At 67.5% G+C, this 16,980-nt stretch carries 21 protein-coding genes; 19 read left to right on the top strand and 2 right to left on the bottom strand.

Annotated features, from left to right (window positions below; genetic code table 11):
• The first annotated feature begins 109 nt into the window (after window positions 1-109).
• The 13 genes from xdhC (at window position 110) to ACFPN9_RS17980 (ending at window position 12,194) form a co-directional block, all read left to right on the top strand.
• Window positions 110-964 carry a xanthine dehydrogenase accessory protein XdhC gene (gene xdhC / locus ACFPN9_RS18040; protein WP_082737548.1) on the top strand — a complete coding sequence of 285 codons (855 nt, stop codon included), beginning with the start codon at window positions 110-112 and terminating at the stop codon, window positions 962-964.
• A complete protein-coding gene (locus ACFPN9_RS18035; protein ID WP_066721379.1) occupies window positions 948-2,507 on the top strand; it encodes an ABC transporter ATP-binding protein in 1,560 nt (519 codons plus the stop codon). Before xdhC ends, ACFPN9_RS18035 begins: the two co-directional genes overlap by 17 nt.
• On the top strand, window positions 2,500-3,564 hold the full coding sequence (locus tag ACFPN9_RS18030) for an ABC transporter permease (RefSeq protein WP_066721383.1): 1,065 nt from the start codon (window positions 2,500-2,502) through the stop codon (window positions 3,562-3,564). The genes ACFPN9_RS18035 and ACFPN9_RS18030 overlap by 8 nt, the downstream gene beginning before the upstream one ends.
• Window positions 3,565-3,820: 256 nt before the next feature.
• Window positions 3,821-4,744 carry an ABC transporter permease gene (locus ACFPN9_RS18025; protein WP_066721377.1) on the top strand — a complete coding sequence of 308 codons (924 nt, stop codon included), beginning with the start codon at window positions 3,821-3,823 and terminating at the stop codon, window positions 4,742-4,744.
• A 28-nt stretch (window positions 4,745-4,772) separates the two neighbouring features.
• On the top strand, window positions 4,773-5,855 hold the full coding sequence (locus ACFPN9_RS18020; RefSeq protein WP_066721375.1) for a BMP family ABC transporter substrate-binding protein: 1,083 nt from the start codon (window positions 4,773-4,775) through the stop codon (window positions 5,853-5,855).
• A 288-nt stretch (window positions 5,856-6,143) separates the two neighbouring features.
• Window positions 6,144-7,313, top strand: coding sequence for an ABC transporter substrate-binding protein (locus ACFPN9_RS18015; protein ID WP_066721372.1), 1,170 nt, complete (start codon window positions 6,144-6,146; stop codon window positions 7,311-7,313).
• A gap of 95 nt (window positions 7,314-7,408) precedes the next feature.
• The gene (locus tag ACFPN9_RS18010; RefSeq protein ID WP_066721370.1) at window positions 7,409-8,335 is read left to right on the top strand and encodes a branched-chain amino acid ABC transporter permease; all 927 of its coding nucleotides are present in this window, start codon (window positions 7,409-7,411) and stop codon (window positions 8,333-8,335) included.
• Window positions 8,332-9,333, top strand: a complete 1,002-nt coding sequence (locus tag ACFPN9_RS18005; RefSeq protein WP_066721368.1) for a branched-chain amino acid ABC transporter permease — start codon at window positions 8,332-8,334, stop codon at window positions 9,331-9,333. Before ACFPN9_RS18010 ends, ACFPN9_RS18005 begins: the two co-directional genes overlap by 4 nt.
• Window positions 9,326-10,075, top strand: coding sequence for an ABC transporter ATP-binding protein (locus ACFPN9_RS18000; protein ID WP_066721366.1), 750 nt, complete (start codon window positions 9,326-9,328; stop codon window positions 10,073-10,075). Before ACFPN9_RS18005 ends, ACFPN9_RS18000 begins: the two co-directional genes overlap by 8 nt.
• Window position 10,076: 1 nt before the next feature.
• Window positions 10,077-10,775, top strand: a complete 699-nt coding sequence (locus tag ACFPN9_RS17995; RefSeq protein WP_066721364.1) for an ABC transporter ATP-binding protein — start codon at window positions 10,077-10,079, stop codon at window positions 10,773-10,775.
• Between the two features lie 18 nt (window positions 10,776-10,793).
• Window positions 10,794-11,252: a cupin domain-containing protein gene (locus ACFPN9_RS17990; protein ID WP_066721362.1), complete on the top strand. Its 459-nt coding sequence runs from the start codon at window positions 10,794-10,796 to the stop codon at window positions 11,250-11,252.
• Window positions 11,253-11,362: 110 nt separating this feature from the next.
• Entirely contained in the window at window positions 11,363-11,689 is a 327-nt protein-coding gene (locus ACFPN9_RS17985; protein WP_066721360.1) for a PilZ domain-containing protein, read from the top strand.
• Between the two features lie 136 nt (window positions 11,690-11,825).
• Entirely contained in the window at window positions 11,826-12,194 is a 369-nt protein-coding gene (locus ACFPN9_RS17980; RefSeq protein ID WP_066721358.1) for a PilZ domain-containing protein, read from the top strand.
• 5 nt (window positions 12,195-12,199) lie between these two features.
• Here ACFPN9_RS17980 and ACFPN9_RS17975 read toward each other — a convergent pair whose 3' ends face one another.
• Window positions 12,200-13,444, bottom strand: a complete 1,245-nt coding sequence (locus ACFPN9_RS17975; RefSeq protein WP_066721356.1) for a flavin-dependent oxidoreductase — start codon at window positions 13,442-13,444, stop codon at window positions 12,200-12,202.
• A gap of 271 nt (window positions 13,445-13,715) precedes the next feature.
• Between ACFPN9_RS17975 and ACFPN9_RS17970 the strand changes: the two genes are divergently transcribed.
• The 6 genes from ACFPN9_RS17970 to ACFPN9_RS17945 all read left to right on the top strand — a co-directional run bounded on the left by ACFPN9_RS17970 (window position 13,716) and on the right by ACFPN9_RS17945 (window position 16,533).
• Window positions 13,716-13,988 (top strand): HU family DNA-binding protein, encoded by a 273-nt coding sequence (locus ACFPN9_RS17970; protein ID WP_066721353.1) that lies wholly within the window; start codon window positions 13,716-13,718, stop codon window positions 13,986-13,988.
• 88 nt (window positions 13,989-14,076) lie between these two features.
• Window positions 14,077-15,252 carry a vWA domain-containing protein gene (locus ACFPN9_RS17965; protein ID WP_066721352.1) on the top strand — a complete coding sequence of 392 codons (1,176 nt, stop codon included), beginning with the start codon at window positions 14,077-14,079 and terminating at the stop codon, window positions 15,250-15,252.
• Between the two features lie 68 nt (window positions 15,253-15,320).
• Window positions 15,321-15,488, top strand: a complete 168-nt coding sequence (locus tag ACFPN9_RS17960) for a BrnT family toxin (RefSeq protein WP_348626263.1) — start codon at window positions 15,321-15,323, stop codon at window positions 15,486-15,488.
• Window positions 15,489-15,491: 3 nt separating this feature from the next.
• The gene (locus tag ACFPN9_RS17955; RefSeq protein ID WP_348626264.1) at window positions 15,492-15,623 is read left to right on the top strand and encodes a BrnT family toxin; all 132 of its coding nucleotides are present in this window, start codon (window positions 15,492-15,494) and stop codon (window positions 15,621-15,623) included.
• Window positions 15,607-15,879, top strand: a complete 273-nt coding sequence (locus ACFPN9_RS17950; protein ID WP_066721350.1) for a BrnA antitoxin family protein — start codon at window positions 15,607-15,609, stop codon at window positions 15,877-15,879. The genes ACFPN9_RS17955 and ACFPN9_RS17950 overlap by 17 nt, the downstream gene beginning before the upstream one ends.
• A 54-nt stretch (window positions 15,880-15,933) precedes the next feature.
• Window positions 15,934-16,533 (top strand): hypothetical protein, encoded by a 600-nt coding sequence (locus tag ACFPN9_RS17945; protein ID WP_156446549.1) that lies wholly within the window; start codon window positions 15,934-15,936, stop codon window positions 16,531-16,533.
• Between the two features lie 7 nt (window positions 16,534-16,540).
• On the opposite strand, the gene ACFPN9_RS17940 is transcribed toward ACFPN9_RS17945, so the two are convergent.
• A complete protein-coding gene (locus ACFPN9_RS17940) occupies window positions 16,541-16,963 on the bottom strand; it encodes a universal stress protein (RefSeq protein ID WP_066721347.1) in 423 nt (140 codons plus the stop codon).
• Between the last annotated feature and the right edge of the window lie 17 nt (window positions 16,964-16,980).

Below are 16,980 nucleotides of genomic sequence, written 5' to 3'. Positions count from 1 at the left end.
GGGGAGGGCCGGGGTGGGGGGCAGTGCCGCTCGGTGAAACGACGAGGGACAATGCTCCGGCTTTCCGGCCCCCCACCCTAACCCTCCCCACCGCAAGCGGGGGGAGGGAATGAGCCTCTCCGCCTTTCTCGCGCAGCATCGTCGCCCAGGCGCCATCCTGGTCACCCTGACCCACGCGGCCGGGTCCACCCCCCGCGAAGCCGGTGCGGCCATGGCCGTCAGCCTCAACGCCACCGCCGGGACGATCGGCGGCGGGCAGCTCGAGTTTCATTGCATCGACATGGCGCGCGAGATGCTCTCGAGCGGCGAGCGCGAACGCAGCCTCGACATTCCGCTCGGCCCGCAGATGGGCCAGTGCTGTGGCGGGCGGGTGCAGGTTTCGCTGCGGCGCGCGACCTCGACCGACCTCGCGATGCAGGTGGCGCGGGAGCGGGCCGATGCCGAGGCGCGCCCGGCCGTGCTGGTCTTCGGCGCCGGGCATACCGGGCGGGCCCTGGTCGAGGCGCTGGCCCTTCTCCCTTTCAGGGTCATGCTGATCGACGACCGCGACGGCGTGATGGACGGGCTGCCGGCGGCGGTGACCTGCATCCGCATGGCCGATCCCGTCGCGGCCCTTGCGACGGCGCCGGCCGGCGCCGCCCATGTCGTGCTCACGCACAGCCACGCGCTCGACTACCGGCTGACGGAAGCCGCGCTGCAGCGGGGCGATGCGGCTTATGTCGGCATGATCGGCTCGGCGACCAAACGCGCGCGCTTCGAGGCCGGCTTCCTCCGCACCGGGGGGCGACGCGAGGCGCTGTCGCGCCTCGCCTGCCCGATCGGCGGCGCCGATGTGGATGACAAGCGCCCCGAGGTCATCGCGGCCTTGACGGCCGCCGAACTGGTGCGGAGTTTGCTTCGGAAACCAGAGGCTTCCCGCGGAGCCGGAGCGGAGGAACGAGCCGGCCATGACGCAACCGCCTGAACAGACGGTTCGCCCTCGGCTCGCCCTTGCGGGCATCTCCAAGAGCTTCCCCGGCGTGAAGGCGAACGAGGACATCAGCCTCAGCGTCCGCCCGGGCGAGATCCACGCCCTGCTCGGCGAGAACGGCGCCGGCAAGTCGACGCTGGTCAAGATCATCTACGGCGTGCAGCAGGCGGACACCGGGACCATCGCCTGGGATGGCGCGCCGGTCGCCATTCTCTCGCCCAAGATCGCGCGGCGGCTGGGAATCGGCATGGTCTTCCAGCACTTCTCGCTCTTCGACGCGATGACGGTGATCGAGAACATCGCGCTCGGCCTCGACGAAGCCTGCGACAAGGACGAGCTCAAGGGCCGCGTCGCGGCGATCCTGGAGAGCTACTCGCTGCCGCTCGATCCCGAGCGCGAGGTGCATACGCTGTCGGTCGGCGAGCGCCAGCGCATCGAGATCGTCCGCTGCCTGCTGCAAAATCCCCGGCTGCTGATCATGGACGAGCCGACCTCGGTGCTGACGCCGCAGGAGGTGGACAAGCTCTTCGGCACGCTGCGCCAGATCGCCTCGCAGGGCTGCGCGATCCTCTACATTTCGCACAAGCTCCACGAGATCAAGGCTCTGTGCGAGGCCGCCACGATCCTGCGGGCTGGCCGGGTCGTCGCGACCTGTGACCCGCGCGTTGAGAGCACGAAGCGCATGGCCGAGCTGATGATCGGCGCGGAACTCCGCCAGATCGAGCATGGCGGGAGCGCCGGCGCCGGGTCGGTGCGGCTGTCGGTCTCCGGGCTGACGCTGCCGGGCGAGCCGCCCTTCGGCACCGACCTGCGTGCGGTCGCCTTCGAGGCGCGGGCCGGCGAAATCCTCGGAATCGCCGGCGTTGCGGGCAACGGCCAGTCGGAGCTGCTGACCGCCCTGTCGGGCGAGCGGCCTGCGAACACGGCCGATGCGGTCACACTCGACGGCAAACCGGTCGGGCGGCTGGGTGCGGGGGCGCGCCGGGCGCTCGGGCTCTGCTGCGTGCCGGAAGAACGCAACGGCCATGCCGCGGTGCCGGATTTTTCTCTCGCCGACAACGCGATCCTGACCGCACGCCACCGCCTGCCGCTGACGCCGCTCGGTCTGATCAGCACGGGCGATGTCCAGCGCTTCGCCGATTCCGTGATCAAGCGCTTCGACGTCCGCACCACCGGGACCGCGGCGCTCGCCCGCTCGCTCTCGGGCGGCAATCTGCAGAAGTTCATCATGGGCCGCGAGATTGGCCAATCTCCCGCCGTGCTCGTCGTCAGCCAACCGACCTGGGGCGTGGATGCGGGGGCCGCGGCGGCGATCCGGCAGGAACTCGTCGATCTCGCCGAGAAGGGCTCGGCGGTGGTGGTGATCTCGCAGGATCTCGACGAGCTGCTCGAACTGGCCGACAGGCTCTGCGTCATCAACGAGGGCCGGCTGTCAACGCCGCGCGCCGTCGCCAGCCTCGGCATCGACGAAATCGGCCTGATGATGGGCGGCGTGCATGGCGCAGCCGCGCCGCCGGGAGAGCCGGCCCATGCTTGAATGGCGCCGCCGCCGCGAACCGAGCACGCTGATGCTCTGGCTCAGCCCGCTGATCGCGATCGGGCTGACGATGCTGCTCGGCATGATCGTGTTCACGGCGATGGGCTATGACGGCTTCCACGCCGTCGAAAGCATCTTCGTGACGCCCTTCGTGGAGCCGCAGCGCTGGCCCGATCTCGGCGTCAAGGCGGCGCCTCTGGTGATGATCGCGCTCGGGCTCGCCATCGGCTTCCGCGCCAATGTCTGGAATATCGGCGCCGAGGGCCAGTACATCATGGGCGCGATCGCCGGCACCGGCGTGGCGCTGGCGACGCATGAAATGACCGGCTGGTGGATCCTGCCCGCCATGGCCGTTGCGGGCGTGCTGGGCGGCATGGCCTGGGCGGCGGTGCCAGCCGTCCTGCGCGTGCGGCTGCAGGTCAGCGAGATCCTGACCAGCCTGATGCTGACCTATGTCGCGGTGCAGAGCCTCTATTACCTGGTGCGCGGGCCCTGGAAGGACCCTGACGGCTTCAATTTTCCGCAGACACGGATGTTCAGCGCCGACCAGACCCTGCCGACCGTGTTGGAAGGCTCGCTCGTCCATCTCGGCATTCCGGCGGCGCTTCTGATCGCGCTGATTGCCTGGCTGTTGATGGAAAAGACGACCGCCGGTTACGCGGTGAAGGTCGTCGGGCTGGCGCCCGCCGCGGCGCGCCATGGCGGCTTCAGCGCCGACCGGGTGACCTGGGCGACGCTGCTGGCGGGTGGCGGGCTCGCCGGCCTCGCCGGGCTGTTCGAGGCAGCCGGCCCCTTCGGACAGCTGACGCCACAATTCCCGACCGGCTACGGCTTCACCGCGATCATCGTCGCGTTCCTGGGACGGCTGAACCCGCTCGGCATCGTCTTCGGCGGCATCGTGCTCGCGGCGACCTATGTCGGCGGCGAGATCGCCCAGACGACGGTCCGCCTGCCGCAGGCGGCGACGGGCATGTTCCAAGCCCTGCTGCTGTTCGTGCTGCTGGCGACCGACGTGCTGGTGAAGTACCGCATCGGCTGGAAGGTGCGGGCGGCATGAGAGGGCGCTCGACAACCTGCACCTGTCATTCCGGGGCGCTGCGCAGCAGCGAACCCGGAACCCACGACGGGGTGAGACGGAAGACCCGTCATGGTCGGCCTTGTGCCGACCATCCACGCCTTCCTCGGGCTGGCTCAGTGTTCAAGACGTGGATTCTCGCCACAAGGGCGAGCATGACGCAGGACCCCATGGCTCACCCGGTCGTGGGTTCCGGGTACGCGCCTGCGCTGCGCCCGAGAATGACGGAGGGGGCGCCATGACCACCGCCATCCTCGTCTCGATCCTGATGACCCTCGTCGCGGCCTCCACGCCGATCCTGCTGGCGGCGCTGGGGGAACTCGTCACGGAGAAAGCCGGCGTGCTCAATCTCGGCGTCGAGGGCATGATGCTGTGCGGCGCGGTCGCGGGCTTCGCGGTCGCCTTCAGCACCGGCAGCACGATGCTGGGTCTCGTCGCGGCAATGGCGGCGGGCGTGGCGACGGCAATGGTCTTCGCCGTGCTGACGCTGTCGCTGACGGCCAATCAGGTCGCGACGGGGCTGGCGCTGACGATCTTCGGCATCGGCGCCTCCTCGCTGATCGGGGCGGGTTTCGTCGGCCGCACGATCACACGGCTCGGCCCGGTGTTTCCGGCCGCGCTCTCCGAGCATCCCTGGCTGCGCGCCATCTTCGGCCACGACATCGTCGTCTATCTCTCGCTCGCGCTCGTGCTCGGCGTCAGCCTGTTCCTGCGCCGGACGCGGCCGGGCCTGATCCTGCGCGCGGTCGGCGAGAACGACGCTTCGGCCCATGCCATCGGCTACCCCGTCATCGCCATCCGCTATGCCGCGATCGCCTTCGGTGGCGCGTTGGCGGGGCTGGGCGGGGCCTATTTCTCGCTGGCGCTGACGCCGATGTGGGCCGACGGGCTCACCGCCGGTCGGGGCTGGATCGCACTCGCCCTCGTCGTCTTCGCCGCCTGGCGGCCGGGACGCCTGCTGCTCGGCGCCTATCTCTTCGGCGCGGTGATGACGCTCGAGCTGCAGGCGAAGGCGGCCGGCATCACCTGGCTCGCGCCCGAGCTTCTTGCGATGACGCCCTATCTTGCGACTATCGCGGTTCTGACCATGATGTCGCTAGGCCGCAGATCGGGCCGGCTCAACGCGCCGGCCTGTCTCGGCAAGCCTTTCTCGGCGTCCTGACGCCGCCCCGCAACCGGAGAACCCCTTCATGACCTCGATCATCACCCGCCGCCGGTTCAATTTCGGTGCCGGCGCCAGCGCCGCCGCCCTGCCGCTGCTCGGCACGGGCGCGCGGGCCCAGGCGCCGCTCGGCGTCGGCTTCATCTATGTCGGCCCGATCGGCGACCATGGCTGGACCTGGACGCATGACCAGGGCCGGCTCGCGCTGGAGAAGGAATACGGCGCGAAGATCAAGACGAGCTTCATCGAAAAGGTGGCGGAGGGCCCCGACGCCGCCCGGGCGATCCGCCAGTTGGCCCAGGCCGGCAACCAGCTGATCTTCACGACGTCATTCGGCTTCATGAACCCGACGATCCAGGTCGCGAAGCAGTTCCCGAAGCTGAAATTCGAACACGCCACGGGCTATCAGCGCGCCGAAAACGTCGCGACCTACAATGCCCGCTTCTATGAGGGGCGCGCCGTGATCGGCACGATCGCCGGGCACATGTCGAAGTCCGGCCAGGCCGGCTACATCGCCTCCTTCCCGATCCCCGAGGTGGTGATGGGCATCAACGCCTTCACGCTCGCGGCGCGGAAGGTGAACCCGAATTTCCGGACCAAGGTGATCTGGGCGTCGACCTGGTACGACCCCGCCAAGGAGGCCGACGCCGCCAAGGCGCTGATCGACCAGGGCTGCGACATCATCACCCAGCACACCGACTCGGCGGCAGCCCTGCAGGCGGCCGAGCAGCGCGGCGTCTTCGCCTTCGGCCAGGCCTCCGACATGAAGGCTTTCGCCCCGAAGGCACATCTGACCGCGATCGTCGACGACTGGTCGGGCTACTACATCAAGCGCGTCAAGGAGGTGATGGACGGCACGTGGAAGAGCGGCGACGTCTGGGGCGGCATCAAGGACGGCATGGTCAAGATCGCGCCGTACAACGACGCCGTGACGCCGGCCGCTCGTGCCGCCGCCGACGAGGTCACCAAGGGCATCGTCGCCGGCACGCTCCACCCCTTTACCGGGGAACTGAAGGACCAGAAGGGTACGGTGCGACTCAAGGCCGGCGAGAAGGCGTCCGACGAGATGCTGTCCAAGATGGACTGGTATGTGGACGGCGTTCAGGCGTGAGATCGCCGTGACGGTGACGCCATCCACGGCGTCATCCCGGACGTAGCGAAGCGGAGCTCCGGGATCGATCACAGGGAACTGCGCTCTACGATGGATCCCGGATCGGCGCGAGATCGCCGCTTGTCCGGGATGACTTGGAGGTTCACCGGGCCGTCAAAGATTCTCCGGCAAGAACCCCTTGCAGATATTTTAAGCTTGAAACAATATGCCTTCATCGCGCGGTCAAGGAGGTCGAGGGGACCCCTGTCGCACTCCGGCTTTCTCGTTCGTCCCGGGAGGACATCCGACATGACACTCAAGCTTTCGCTTTCGCTCGGTGCCGGTCTGCTCGCGCTCGGCATCGCCTCGGCCCAGGCGCAGGAGCCGCTCAAGATCGGCGTCGTCAGCGTGCTGACCGGCCCGGCGGCGGCACTCGGCCAGCAGGTCCGCGACGGCTTCCAGCTCGCGGTCGACCAGAACGGCGGCAAGCTCGGCGGCGTGCCGGTGCAGATCACCGTGATCGACGACGAACTCAAGCCGGACGTCGCGGTCGGCAAGGTCAAGGCCTATGTCGAAAGCGCGAAGGCGGATTTCGTGGTCGGCCCGGTGTTCTCCAATATCCTCGGCGCGATCGCCAAGCCAGTGCTCGACTCGGGCGCCTTCCTGATCTCGCCGAACGCCGGCCCCTCGACCATGGCCGGCAAGGGCTGCCACCAGAACTTCTTCGTCACCTCCTACCAGAACGACCAGGTGCACGAGGTTCTCGGCAAGCATGCCCAAGACCAGGGCTACAAGCGCGCCTACATCATCGCGCCGAACTACCAGGCCGGTAAGGACTCGCTCGCGGGCTTCAAGCGCTACTTCAAGGGCGAGATCGTCGACGAGGTCTATGCGCCGCTGACCTCGATGGACTTCGCCTCGGACCTCGCCAAGATCGCCTCGACCAAGCCCGACGTCGTCTTCGCCTTCCTGCCGGGCGGGCTCGGCGTCAACTTCGTCAAGCAGTGGTCGCAGGCGGGCCTGCAAGGCAAGATTCCCTTCCTCTCGGCCTTCACGGTCGATGAATCGACGCTGCCGGCGCAGCAGGATGCCGCGGTCGGCCTGTTCGGCGGCATGACCTGGGCGCCGAACATGGACAATCCGCAGACCAAGACATTCGTCAGCGCCTATGAGGCGGCCTACAAGATCGTGCCCGGCTCCTATGCCCAGCAGGCCTATGACGCCGCGATGCTGATCGACTCGGCCGTCAAGGCGGCCGGCGGCACGGCTGATAAGGACAAGCTGCGCGCGGCCCTTAAGAAGGCCGATTTCACCTCGCTGCGCGGCAAGTTCAAGTTCAACACCAACGGCTACCCGATCCAGGATTTCTATCTCGTCAAGGCCGCCAAGCGCCCCGACGGCAAGTTCCAGACCGAGATCGTCTCGAAGGTCTTCACGGACTATGCCGACCCGCACGCCAAGGAATGCCCGCTGAAGTAAGCCTCTTCGTCATTCTCGGGCGAAGCGCAGCGCAGACCCGAGAATCTCTTTCCTGAGATGCTCGGGTCACGCCCGAGCATGACGGGCGACATGACATGACCACAGGCCTCCTTATCGTCCAGATCCTGAACGGCCTCCAGCTCGGCATCCTGCTGTTCCTGGTGGCCGCCGGACTGACGCTCGTCTTCGGCGTGATGGACTTCATCAACCTGGCGCATGGCGTGCAGTACATGCTCGGCGCCTATCTCGCGGTGACCTTCGTCGGCATCACCGGCAGCTTCGTGCTGGGGCTCGTGTTGGCGCTAGCCAGCGCCCTCGTGATCGGGCTGGCGCTGGAGTTCCTGGTCTTTCGACATCTCTACGCGCGCGACCATCTCGACCAGGTGCTGGCGACCTTCGGGCTCATCCTGCTGCTGAACCAGGGCGTGAAGATGCTCTGGGGCGCTGCGCCGCTCTCGGTGCCGGTCCCGGCCTTCCTGTCTGGCAACGTCGCGCTGCTCGACGGCATCCTCTACCCGACCTATCGCTTCGCGCTGATCGGGGCGGGGCTTGCCGTCGGGGCTCTACTCTGGTTCGTCGTCGAGAAGACGCGCACGGGCATGCTGCTGCGGGCCGGCGCCTCGAACGCCCCCATGGTCTCGGCACTGGGCGTCGACATCAACAAGCTCTTCATGATCGTCTTCGCCTTCGGTACCATGCTGGCCGCCTTCGCCGGGGTGATGGCGGCACCGATCCTCTCGGTCGAGCCGGGCATGGGCGACAACATTCTGATCCTCGCCTTCGTCGTCATCGTCGTCGGCGGCATCGGGTCGATCCGGGGCGCCTTCGTGGGAGCGCTGATCGTCGGCCTCGTCGACACCCTCGGCCGGTCCTTCATGAACGACCTGCTGCGGCTGTTCATGAGCGCCCCCTCGGCCCGGGCGGCGGGCGCCGCGCTGTCCTCGATGCTGATCTATCTCGTGATGGCGATCGTGCTGTTCGTCCGGCCGGAGGGGCTCCTGCCCTCGAAGGGCCGGGCATGAGCGAAACCGCCACGACCCGGGCCGGCTCGACCGGGCGCGCGATCCCCCTGCCCGCCCGGCGCCTCCCGCTCGTTCCCATCCTGCTGTTCGGGCTGCTGGCGCTGCTGCCGGTCGCGGTCTCGCTCGGCCTGCCCTCGCACTGGCTGACGCTGGTGACGCGGGCCATGATCTTCGCCATCGCGGCGCTGTCGCTCGACCTCATCCTCGGCGTCGGCGGTCTGGTCTCCTTCGGGCACGCCGCCTTCGTGGGGATCGGCGCCTATGCGACCGGCATCATGATCACGGAAGGTCTGGCGGAGACGCTGCTGATCCTTCCCGTCGTGCTCGCGGTGTGCGGCGTGTTCGCCCTCGTGACGGGCTATGTCTCGCTGCGCACGCGCGGCGTCACCTTCATCATGATCACGCTGGCCTTCGGGCAGATGGTCTACTTCCTGGCGCAGGCGCTCTCCGCCTATGGCGGCGACGACGGGCTGACGCTCTACCAGCGCAGCACGGTGCTGGGGTTCAACGCCTTCGGCAACCGGACCGGCTTCTTTTATGTCGTGCTGGGCGTGCTGCTCGCCTGCTACCTCCTCGTCCGCGTGATCGTCGCCTCGCGCTTCGGCCGCGTGCTGAGGGCTGCGCGCGAGAACGGCACGCGAGTCTCCGTTACCGGGTTCCAGGTCTCGCAGGTGCGCCTCGCCGCCTATGTGATCAGCGGGCTGATCGCGGGCCTGTCCGGCTTCCTGCTCGCCAACCAGACCGAGTTCGTCAGCCCGGCTTTCATGTCCTGGCCGCGTTCCGGCGAGCTGATCTTCATGGTCGTGCTCGGTGGCGTCGGCTCGCTGCACGGCGCCATCATCGGGGCGCTGGCCTTCCTCTTCGCCGAGGACATCCTCGCCGGCTGGACCGAGCACTGGAAGGTCATCTTCGGGCCGATGATCGTGCTCTTCGTGCTGTTCACGCGCGGCGGGCTGGTCGGGCTGATGCGCAAGCTCGGGATCGGCCGCGATGACTGAGCCCGTGCTCGTCCTCTCCGGCATCCAGAAGGCCTTCGGCGCGCTGAAGGTCACGGACGGCGTCAGCCTGTCGGTCGCACCGGGCGAACTCCACGCCCTGATCGGCCCCAACGGCGCCGGCAAGACCACGCTGGTCCACCAGATCTCCGGCATGCTGCGGCCCGACACCGGCAGCATCCGCTTCCGGGGGCAGGACATCACCGGCTTCTCACCGGAAAGACGGGCGCGCGCCGGCCTCGCCCGAACCTTTCAGATCACCTCGACAATCCCGTCGCTCTCGGTGCTCGAGAACGTCGCACTCGGCGTCCAGGCGCGCGCCGCGCATCCGTTGGCGCTGTTCCGAAACGCGGCCCGGGACGAGACCCTGAACGCCCCGGCTTGGGCGGCGATCGAAGCCGTCGGCCTGACGGAGCGTGCCCATGTGCTCGCCGGTCAGTTGTCGCATGGCGAGAAGCGGGCTCTCGAAATCGCGATGGCGCTGACATTGGAGCCCGCCGCGATCCTGCTAGACGAGCCGCTCGCCGGCGTCGGCCGTGAGGAGGGCGAGCGGCTGATCGCGCTGCTGGCGAGCCTGAAGGGCCGCTACGCCATGCTGCTGGTCGAGCATGACATGGAGGCGGTTTTCGCCCTGGCCGACAGCGTCAGCGTGCTGGTCTATGGCCGCGTGATCGCCTCGGGCCATCCCGCCAACGTGCGGGCCGACCCGGCGGTCCGCGAGGCCTATCTCGGCGAGGAGGGGTAGGATGCTCGTCGTCGAGGGCCTCGATGCCGGCTATGGCGAGGCGCAGATCCTGTTCGGGGTCGATCTTTCGATCGGCGAAGGCGAGGTCGTAACGCTGCTCGGCCGCAACGGCATGGGCAAGACCACGACGATCCGCGCGATCATGGGGCTGATCCCGCCGAAATCCGGCCGCGTCAGCGTCGCGGGGCGGGATCTCACCGGTGCCCCCGCGTTCCGGATCGCGCAAGCCGGCATCGGCTTGGTCCCCGAGGGGCGGATGATCTTCCCGACGCTTTCTGTCGAGGAGAACCTCATCGCCACGGCCGCCAGCCGCTTCGGCAAGCCCCGCTGGGACATCGAGCGGATCTACGCTTTCTTCCCGCGCCTGAAGGAGCGCCGCGCCAACCGCGGCAACCAGCTTTCGGGCGGCGAACAGCAGATGCTGGCGATCGGCCGGGCGCTGATGACCAATCCCCGGCTGATCATCCTCGACGAGGCGACGGAGGGCTTGGCGCCGATCATCCGCCAGGAGATCTGGGCCTGCCTTGCGGCGCTGAAGGCCGAGGGCGAGTCGATCCTGGTGATCGACAAGAATGTCGATGCGCTGGCCAAGATCGCCGACCGCCATGTCGTGCTGGAGAAGGGCCGCGTCGTCTGGCGCGGCAGCAGCGACGACCTGCGCAGCGACAGCGCGGTCAAGGACCGCTTCCTGCATTTCTGACGAGCGAGGACATCTGCCATGAAGCCACTGACCGCCGGCGTCACCCGGGCCAATGAGGGGCTCGATTCGATCTCCTGGAACATCCTCGGCCAGACCTATGTGCCGAAGTCGCTGAGCGAGGAGTCCTTCTCCTGGCACGCCACCTTCCCGCCCGGCACCTTCGTGCCCCCGCATATCCACACCACGCAGGACGAATTCATCTACATGCTCGAGGGACGGCTCGACCTCGTCCTCGACGGGGCCGAGAGCCATGCCCTGCCGGGCGACCTGATCCGGCTGCCGCGTAACGTCCCACATGGCCTGTTCAACAAGAGCGATGCGCCTGTGAAGTGCCTGTTCTGGGTGGCGCCGACGGCGCGTCTCTACGATCTGTTCTGGGGCATCCACTCGATGGCCGAGCAGAACCCGGCCGATGTCGTGGCGCTCTCGGCCAAGCACGAAGTCGATTTCCTGCCGCCGCCGCCGGACGGTGCCTGACGCCGTCGAGGTAAGGTTAAGCTGCGGTAAAAGCTGCGCCGGCGCCCGGTTTCCGGCAGACTCCCCCCGATACAGCCTCCGCCCCGGAGGCCTGTCGCGGGAGCCTGCCGATGATCGCCGACCGCCGCCTCGAGACGCGCAGCCGCCTCCACCAGCCGGCTCGCGTCATGTTCAACGGCGAGCAGTCCGTCCTCGCCTGCACCGTTCGCAACCGGTCGCGGACCGGCGCGATGGTGCGCATGGCGGACTGGATCGAGCTGCCGCAGACCTTCGAACTCACCATTCCGGAAGGGCACAGCCGCCGCGTCCGGCAGTGCTGGCGGCGCGGCGACGATGTCGGCGTCGCCTTCCTGACGCCCGAGGAATCCGCCCCCTCGCCTGTGGTCTCGCTGGCCGAGGCGCGAGCTCGGCGTGCGGGCCGCGGCGACACGGGCTGAACCCTGTTCTTTCGCGGATTCGGGCGACCGATCGTTAAACACTGACCGAACCGGTTGCTGCGGCGCAGCGCGGACTCTGGCATGGTTTTCGTGAGGCGGCATGGGGCCGCCCGGTGAAGACGGCCGGACTCGAGCCATGACGACGGAGCGACGCCAGACCCCGCGCCTTCGCTCGCTGCTGGGGGCGCAGGCCCGCTACAACCAGCAGCGCAGCACCCTGGACTGCGTCGTGCGCAACATCTCGGAGGGCGGCGCCCTCATCGTCGTGCCGGAGACGGTGCTGCTGCCCCCGGACTTCGAGCTCGCGATCGCCCAGCGCCAGCGTTGCTACCAGGCCCATATGCGCTGGCGCAGCGGCACGCGCATCGGCGTGTCCTTCGAGGCCGAAGAGGCTTCGCAGCCCGGAGGCTCCTCCGACGCTGACGTCGCGATGCGCCTGCGCATGGCCGAGCGCGACAACGCCCGCATGAAAAGCCGCATCGAGCAACTGACTGAAGCCGGCTGAGCGCGTCAGGCCCTGCGAGCGAGTTGCTCCTGCGAGAAACCCGCCGTGCCGGCATAGGATTTCACGATCGCCTCGCGCTTGGCGTAGCTGAGCACGCGTTCGACATCGTCGAAGCCGTTCGGCGCGAGCTGCTCGACGGCGTCGATGACGCGCTCCGGGCCGCCCTTGCGGTTCAACGCCACGATTTCGGCCGTCGCCGGCAAGCGCTGCGCCTCATAAGCCGCGAGCGCATGACGCGGATGCTCGGAACTCACCAGCCGGTCGGCGAGACAGCGGGCGTCGAGGATCGCCTGGGAGGCCCCGTTCGAACCCACCGGATACATCGGATGGGCGGCATCGCCGAGCAGGGTCACGCGGCCGTGGGTCCAGCGCGGCAGCGGATCCCGGTCGCACATCGGATAGTCCCAGAAACCCGGCGTGGCTTGGATGAGGGCGAGGATGTCGACACCGGGTACGGTGAAGCGCCGCGCGAAGGGCAGCACATCCTCGAGCCGCCCGGGTTTGGACCAGGCCTCCTTGGGCGGCGGCTTGGCCGGATCTCCGGTGCGGATGTTGACGACCCAGTTGGTCAGCCGAGTCTGCGGCGTCGTGCCTTTTGCGATGGGGTAAAGCACGAGCTTCCCCGCCATGCCGCCGGCGACGATCATGCTCTCGCCATCGAGGAAGACGGGCCAGTCGCAGGCGCCGCGCCACATCTGTACGCCGTTCCAGCGCGGTGCGCCCTGGTTCGGGAAGTAATGCGCCCGCACCGCCGAATGGATGCCGTCGGCCGCGACCAGGATGTCGCCTCGCGCCGTCTCGCCAGCCTCGCCGCGCCTGGCGTCGGTGAAGTGGGCGGTGACGCCACCCTCGTCCTGCACGAAGCCCTGCAGCCGCCGGCCGGTCCTGACCGCGCCCTCCCCCAGACGCGCCACCACGGCATCGCGGATGACGCCCTGAAGCCGGCCGCGATGGATCGAGAATTGCGGCACCGGCGCACCGGCATGCAGGCCGCGCGGCTCGCGCCAGACGGTCTGGCCGAAGCGGTTCATGTAGACGAGTTCGCGGGTGCGGATCGCGACGGCGTCGAGCGCCGGCAGCAGGCCGAGTTCGGCCAATTCGCGGATCGCATGAGGCAGCGTGTTGATGCCGACGCCGACCTCTCGGATTTCGCCCGCCTGCTCGTAGACGGTGGCGCTGACGCCGCGCGCGTGCAGCATCAGGGCGAGCGTGAGACCGCCAATGCCGCCTCCGACGATGATGACCTTCATGCCGATCCCCCGGGCCTTATTATTTCAAGCTTGAAATATCCGGCTTCGGCTTGTCAATCGCGACCGTGAGGGACGTCCAGCGGTTGCAAGCGGGCCTTCCCTCGCGGAACGAACGCGATTCCTGTGCGTATCTTGCGCTGCGGCCATCGCCTTTCGACGTCGACCATGGCAACTGCCGCAATCGCACCGCGCGGTCCGTGGCCATCGCGCGCTTCGATTCGATCGTTATCGACGTGCCGCGGGACGTGACACCACTCCGAAGGAGCTTCTAATGACCAAGAATGAACTGATCGCCGCGATCGCGGACGAGACCGGCAAGTCGAAGACCGACGTCTCCGCCATCCTGACCGCGCTGGGCGCCGTCGTCGCGAAGACGCTCAAGTCCGGTGACGACATCACGCTCGGCGGCGTCGGCAAGTTTTCGGCGGCCAAGCGCGAGGCCCGCGAGGCCCGCAACCCCTCGACCGGCGCGACCATCAAGGTCCCGGCCAAGACCGTGGTGAAGTTCAAGGTCACCAAGGACCTCGCCGACGCCGTGGCGTGAGCGGCCGGTTCTGCCGCACTTCCCGCTCTGCGCGGGAGGTGCGGCGGTCCGCGCTTGACGGCAGCGCCTCCGGCGCCAGAGTAGCGCCATGTTCCTGCGCCTCTTCACCGATCTGCGGGCCGCCAAGGTCCCCGTCACGCTGCGGGAGTATCTCGCCCTTCTGGAGGGCGTGGAGGCTGATCTCGCGGAGCATCGCGTCGAAGATTTCTACCACCTCGCACGCTGCTGCCTGATCAAGGACGAGCGCCATCTCGACCGTTTCGACCGAGTCTTCGGCGAGGTCTTCAAGGGCCTGGAGACGCTGGGCCAAGCGGTCGAAGAGCAGGCCATTCCCGACGAATGGCTGCGCAAGCTCGCCGAGAAATATCTGACAGACGCCGAAAAGGCACAGATCGAAGCCCTCGGCTGGGACAAGCTGTTCGAGACGCTGAAGCAGCGCCTGGAAGAGCAGAAGAGCCGCCATCAGGGCGGCTCGAAATGGATCGGCACCGCCGGCACCTCGCCCTACGGCGCCTATGGCTACAATCCCGAAGGCGTGCGCATCGGGCAGGACGGCAACCGCAACTTCCGGGCGGTGAAGGTCTGGGACAAGCGCGAGTTCAAGGATTTCGACGACACACGCGAGCTCGGCGTTCGAAACCTGCGGATTGCGCTCCGCCGCTTACGCAAATTCGCCCGGACAGGCGCGGCCGAGGAACTCGATCTGGATTCCACGATCAGCGAGACGGCCCGGCACGGCTATCTCGATGTGAAGCTGCGGCCGGAGCGGCGCAACGCCGTCAAGGTCCTGCTGTTTCTCGATGTCGGCGGCTCGATGGACTGGCATATCGAGCTGGCCGAGGAGCTGTTCTCGGCGGCGCGGGCCGAGTTCAAGCATTTCGAGCATTTCTACTTCCACAACTGCCCCTATGAGCGGGTCTGGCGGGAGAATCGCCGCCGGCACGACCAGACGATCCCGACCTTCGAGCTGCTTCGGACCTACCCGGCCGATTACCGGCTCGTCTTCGTCGGCGACGCCTCCATGAGCCCCTATGAGATCGCGATGCCGGGCGGCTCGGTCGAGCATTGGAACGAAGAGGCCGGAGCGGTCTGGATGGAGCGCCTGACCTCTCGTTTTCCCAAATCGGTCTGGCTGAACCCGGTACAGCAGCATCTGTGGAGCTACACCCAGTCGATCCGCCAGATCGGCACGCTGATGGGCGGGCGCATGTTCCCGCTGACGCTCGACGGGCTCGACGGGGCGATGAAGGTGCTGGCGCGCTGAGGCCTCCCCGAGAGGCCACCAGATCAGGCCAGCCATCCTTGATGCGTATATGATCAGGGTAGACAATCGTGATCGATCTCAATCTCGTCATCGGCTTCGATTGGGATCAGGGAAATGCGCGCAAGAGCGTCGACAAGCATCATGTCGGTCAAGCAGAAGCGGAGCAGGTCTTCATGAACCAGCCGCTGCTGCTGATGGACGATCAGCAACACAGCCTATCGGAACGCAGGTTCTGAGCGTTGGGCCAAACCGATGAAGGTCGTTGTCTCTACGTGGTGTTCACCCTGCGCCGAGAGAACAGCCTCATCCGCGTGATCTCGGCGCGCGACATGAACCGGAAGGAGCGTCGTCATTATGCCGAAGCCGCTTAAGGCGATACCGTCATTCCAGAGCGAAGCCGAGGAGCGAGCCTTCTGGGAAACGCACGACTCCACGGATTATGTCGACTGGACGAAGGCGTCCGCCGTTCGTTTTCCCAACCTCACGCCGTCCTCGACATCAATCTCGATCAGGTTGCCCAACGCGCTTCTGGAAAGCATCAAGATCGCGGCCAACGAGCGCGATGTTCCCTACCAGTCGCTCATCAAGATCTGGCTTTCGGAAAAGCTGGAGAACTCCAAAAGGTGATGCGCGGGTCTTGAGTCCGCGACAAGCCTGAGCACAGCCGCTATGGCTCACGCCATGACGCCGACATCAGACGACGACACCCAGCTCCCCTCCTGGCGCCAGCGCGCGCGCCCAGTCGGATTCGAGATCGCCTATCGGCTGGAGGGCGAGACGCTGGTGGTCGATTCGACCCGCAAGGTCGATCGCGTCCGGCTATCCGCCGTCGAGCAGGTCCGCTTCACCTATGCGCCGAGCAATCTCAGCTCGAAAGGCTTCAGGACACAGCTGCGGCTCAGCGATGGCCGCAGCATCACCTTCGGCAACCTCTCCTGGCGCTCGCTGACCGAACTGGACCGCGACGATGCCGGCTATCACGCCTTCGTCAGCGCTTTGTCGGCGGCCATCGCACGGGCCAATCCGAAGGCGCGCTTCGTCGCCGGCAAGCCTACGCCGCTCTGGGCGGCGCTCGCCGTGGTCAGCGGCGCGTCGCTGCTGATGCTCGCTTTCTTCATCGCACGCGGCTTGCTGCAGGGGCAGCATTCGGTCGCGCTGCTCGGGCTGCTGCTCGCGGCGGCCTCCTATTGGCAGGTGAAGCCGATGGTCGTGCTCAACCGGCCGCGCGACCTCGCGACCGGCGAGGTGCCGGACGACCTCGTGCCCGGCCGGGTGGGCTGACGTCGCCTCAGCGGACGACCAGCACCGAACATTTGGCCCGCCGCACGATGGCCGAGGCGTTGGAGCCGATGACATAGGCGAGCATGCCAGGCTCGTGCGAACCGATGACGATCAGGTCGGTGCCGCTGGCCTCCGCCTCCGCCAGGACCTCGCCATGGACGGAGCCGATCAGGACCTTGGCCGAGACCTGCGCCTCGGGCAGATCGATCTTGGCGGCGATCGCCGCGAGCTTGGCCTCGGCGTCCTCCTGCTGCTCGGCGTCGAAGCCGGCCGGAACGAATTCCATATAGGTAATCGGCACCAGCGAGCGGACATAGACCAGCCGCACGGACGCGCCCGCCCCCTTGGCCAGACCGACGGCCGCCGCGATGGCCGGCTCTGCCAGCTCCGGTTCGGCGATGTCGACGGGGACCAGAATCGACTTGTACATGACGCGGCTCCTCGTTG

It is taken from the genome of Allobosea massiliensis, assembly GCF_042655245.1.
Classification (GTDB): domain Bacteria; phylum Pseudomonadota; class Alphaproteobacteria; order Rhizobiales; family Beijerinckiaceae; genus Allobosea; species Allobosea massiliensis.
This window is presented reverse-complemented; position numbering and strand designations above follow the sequence as displayed.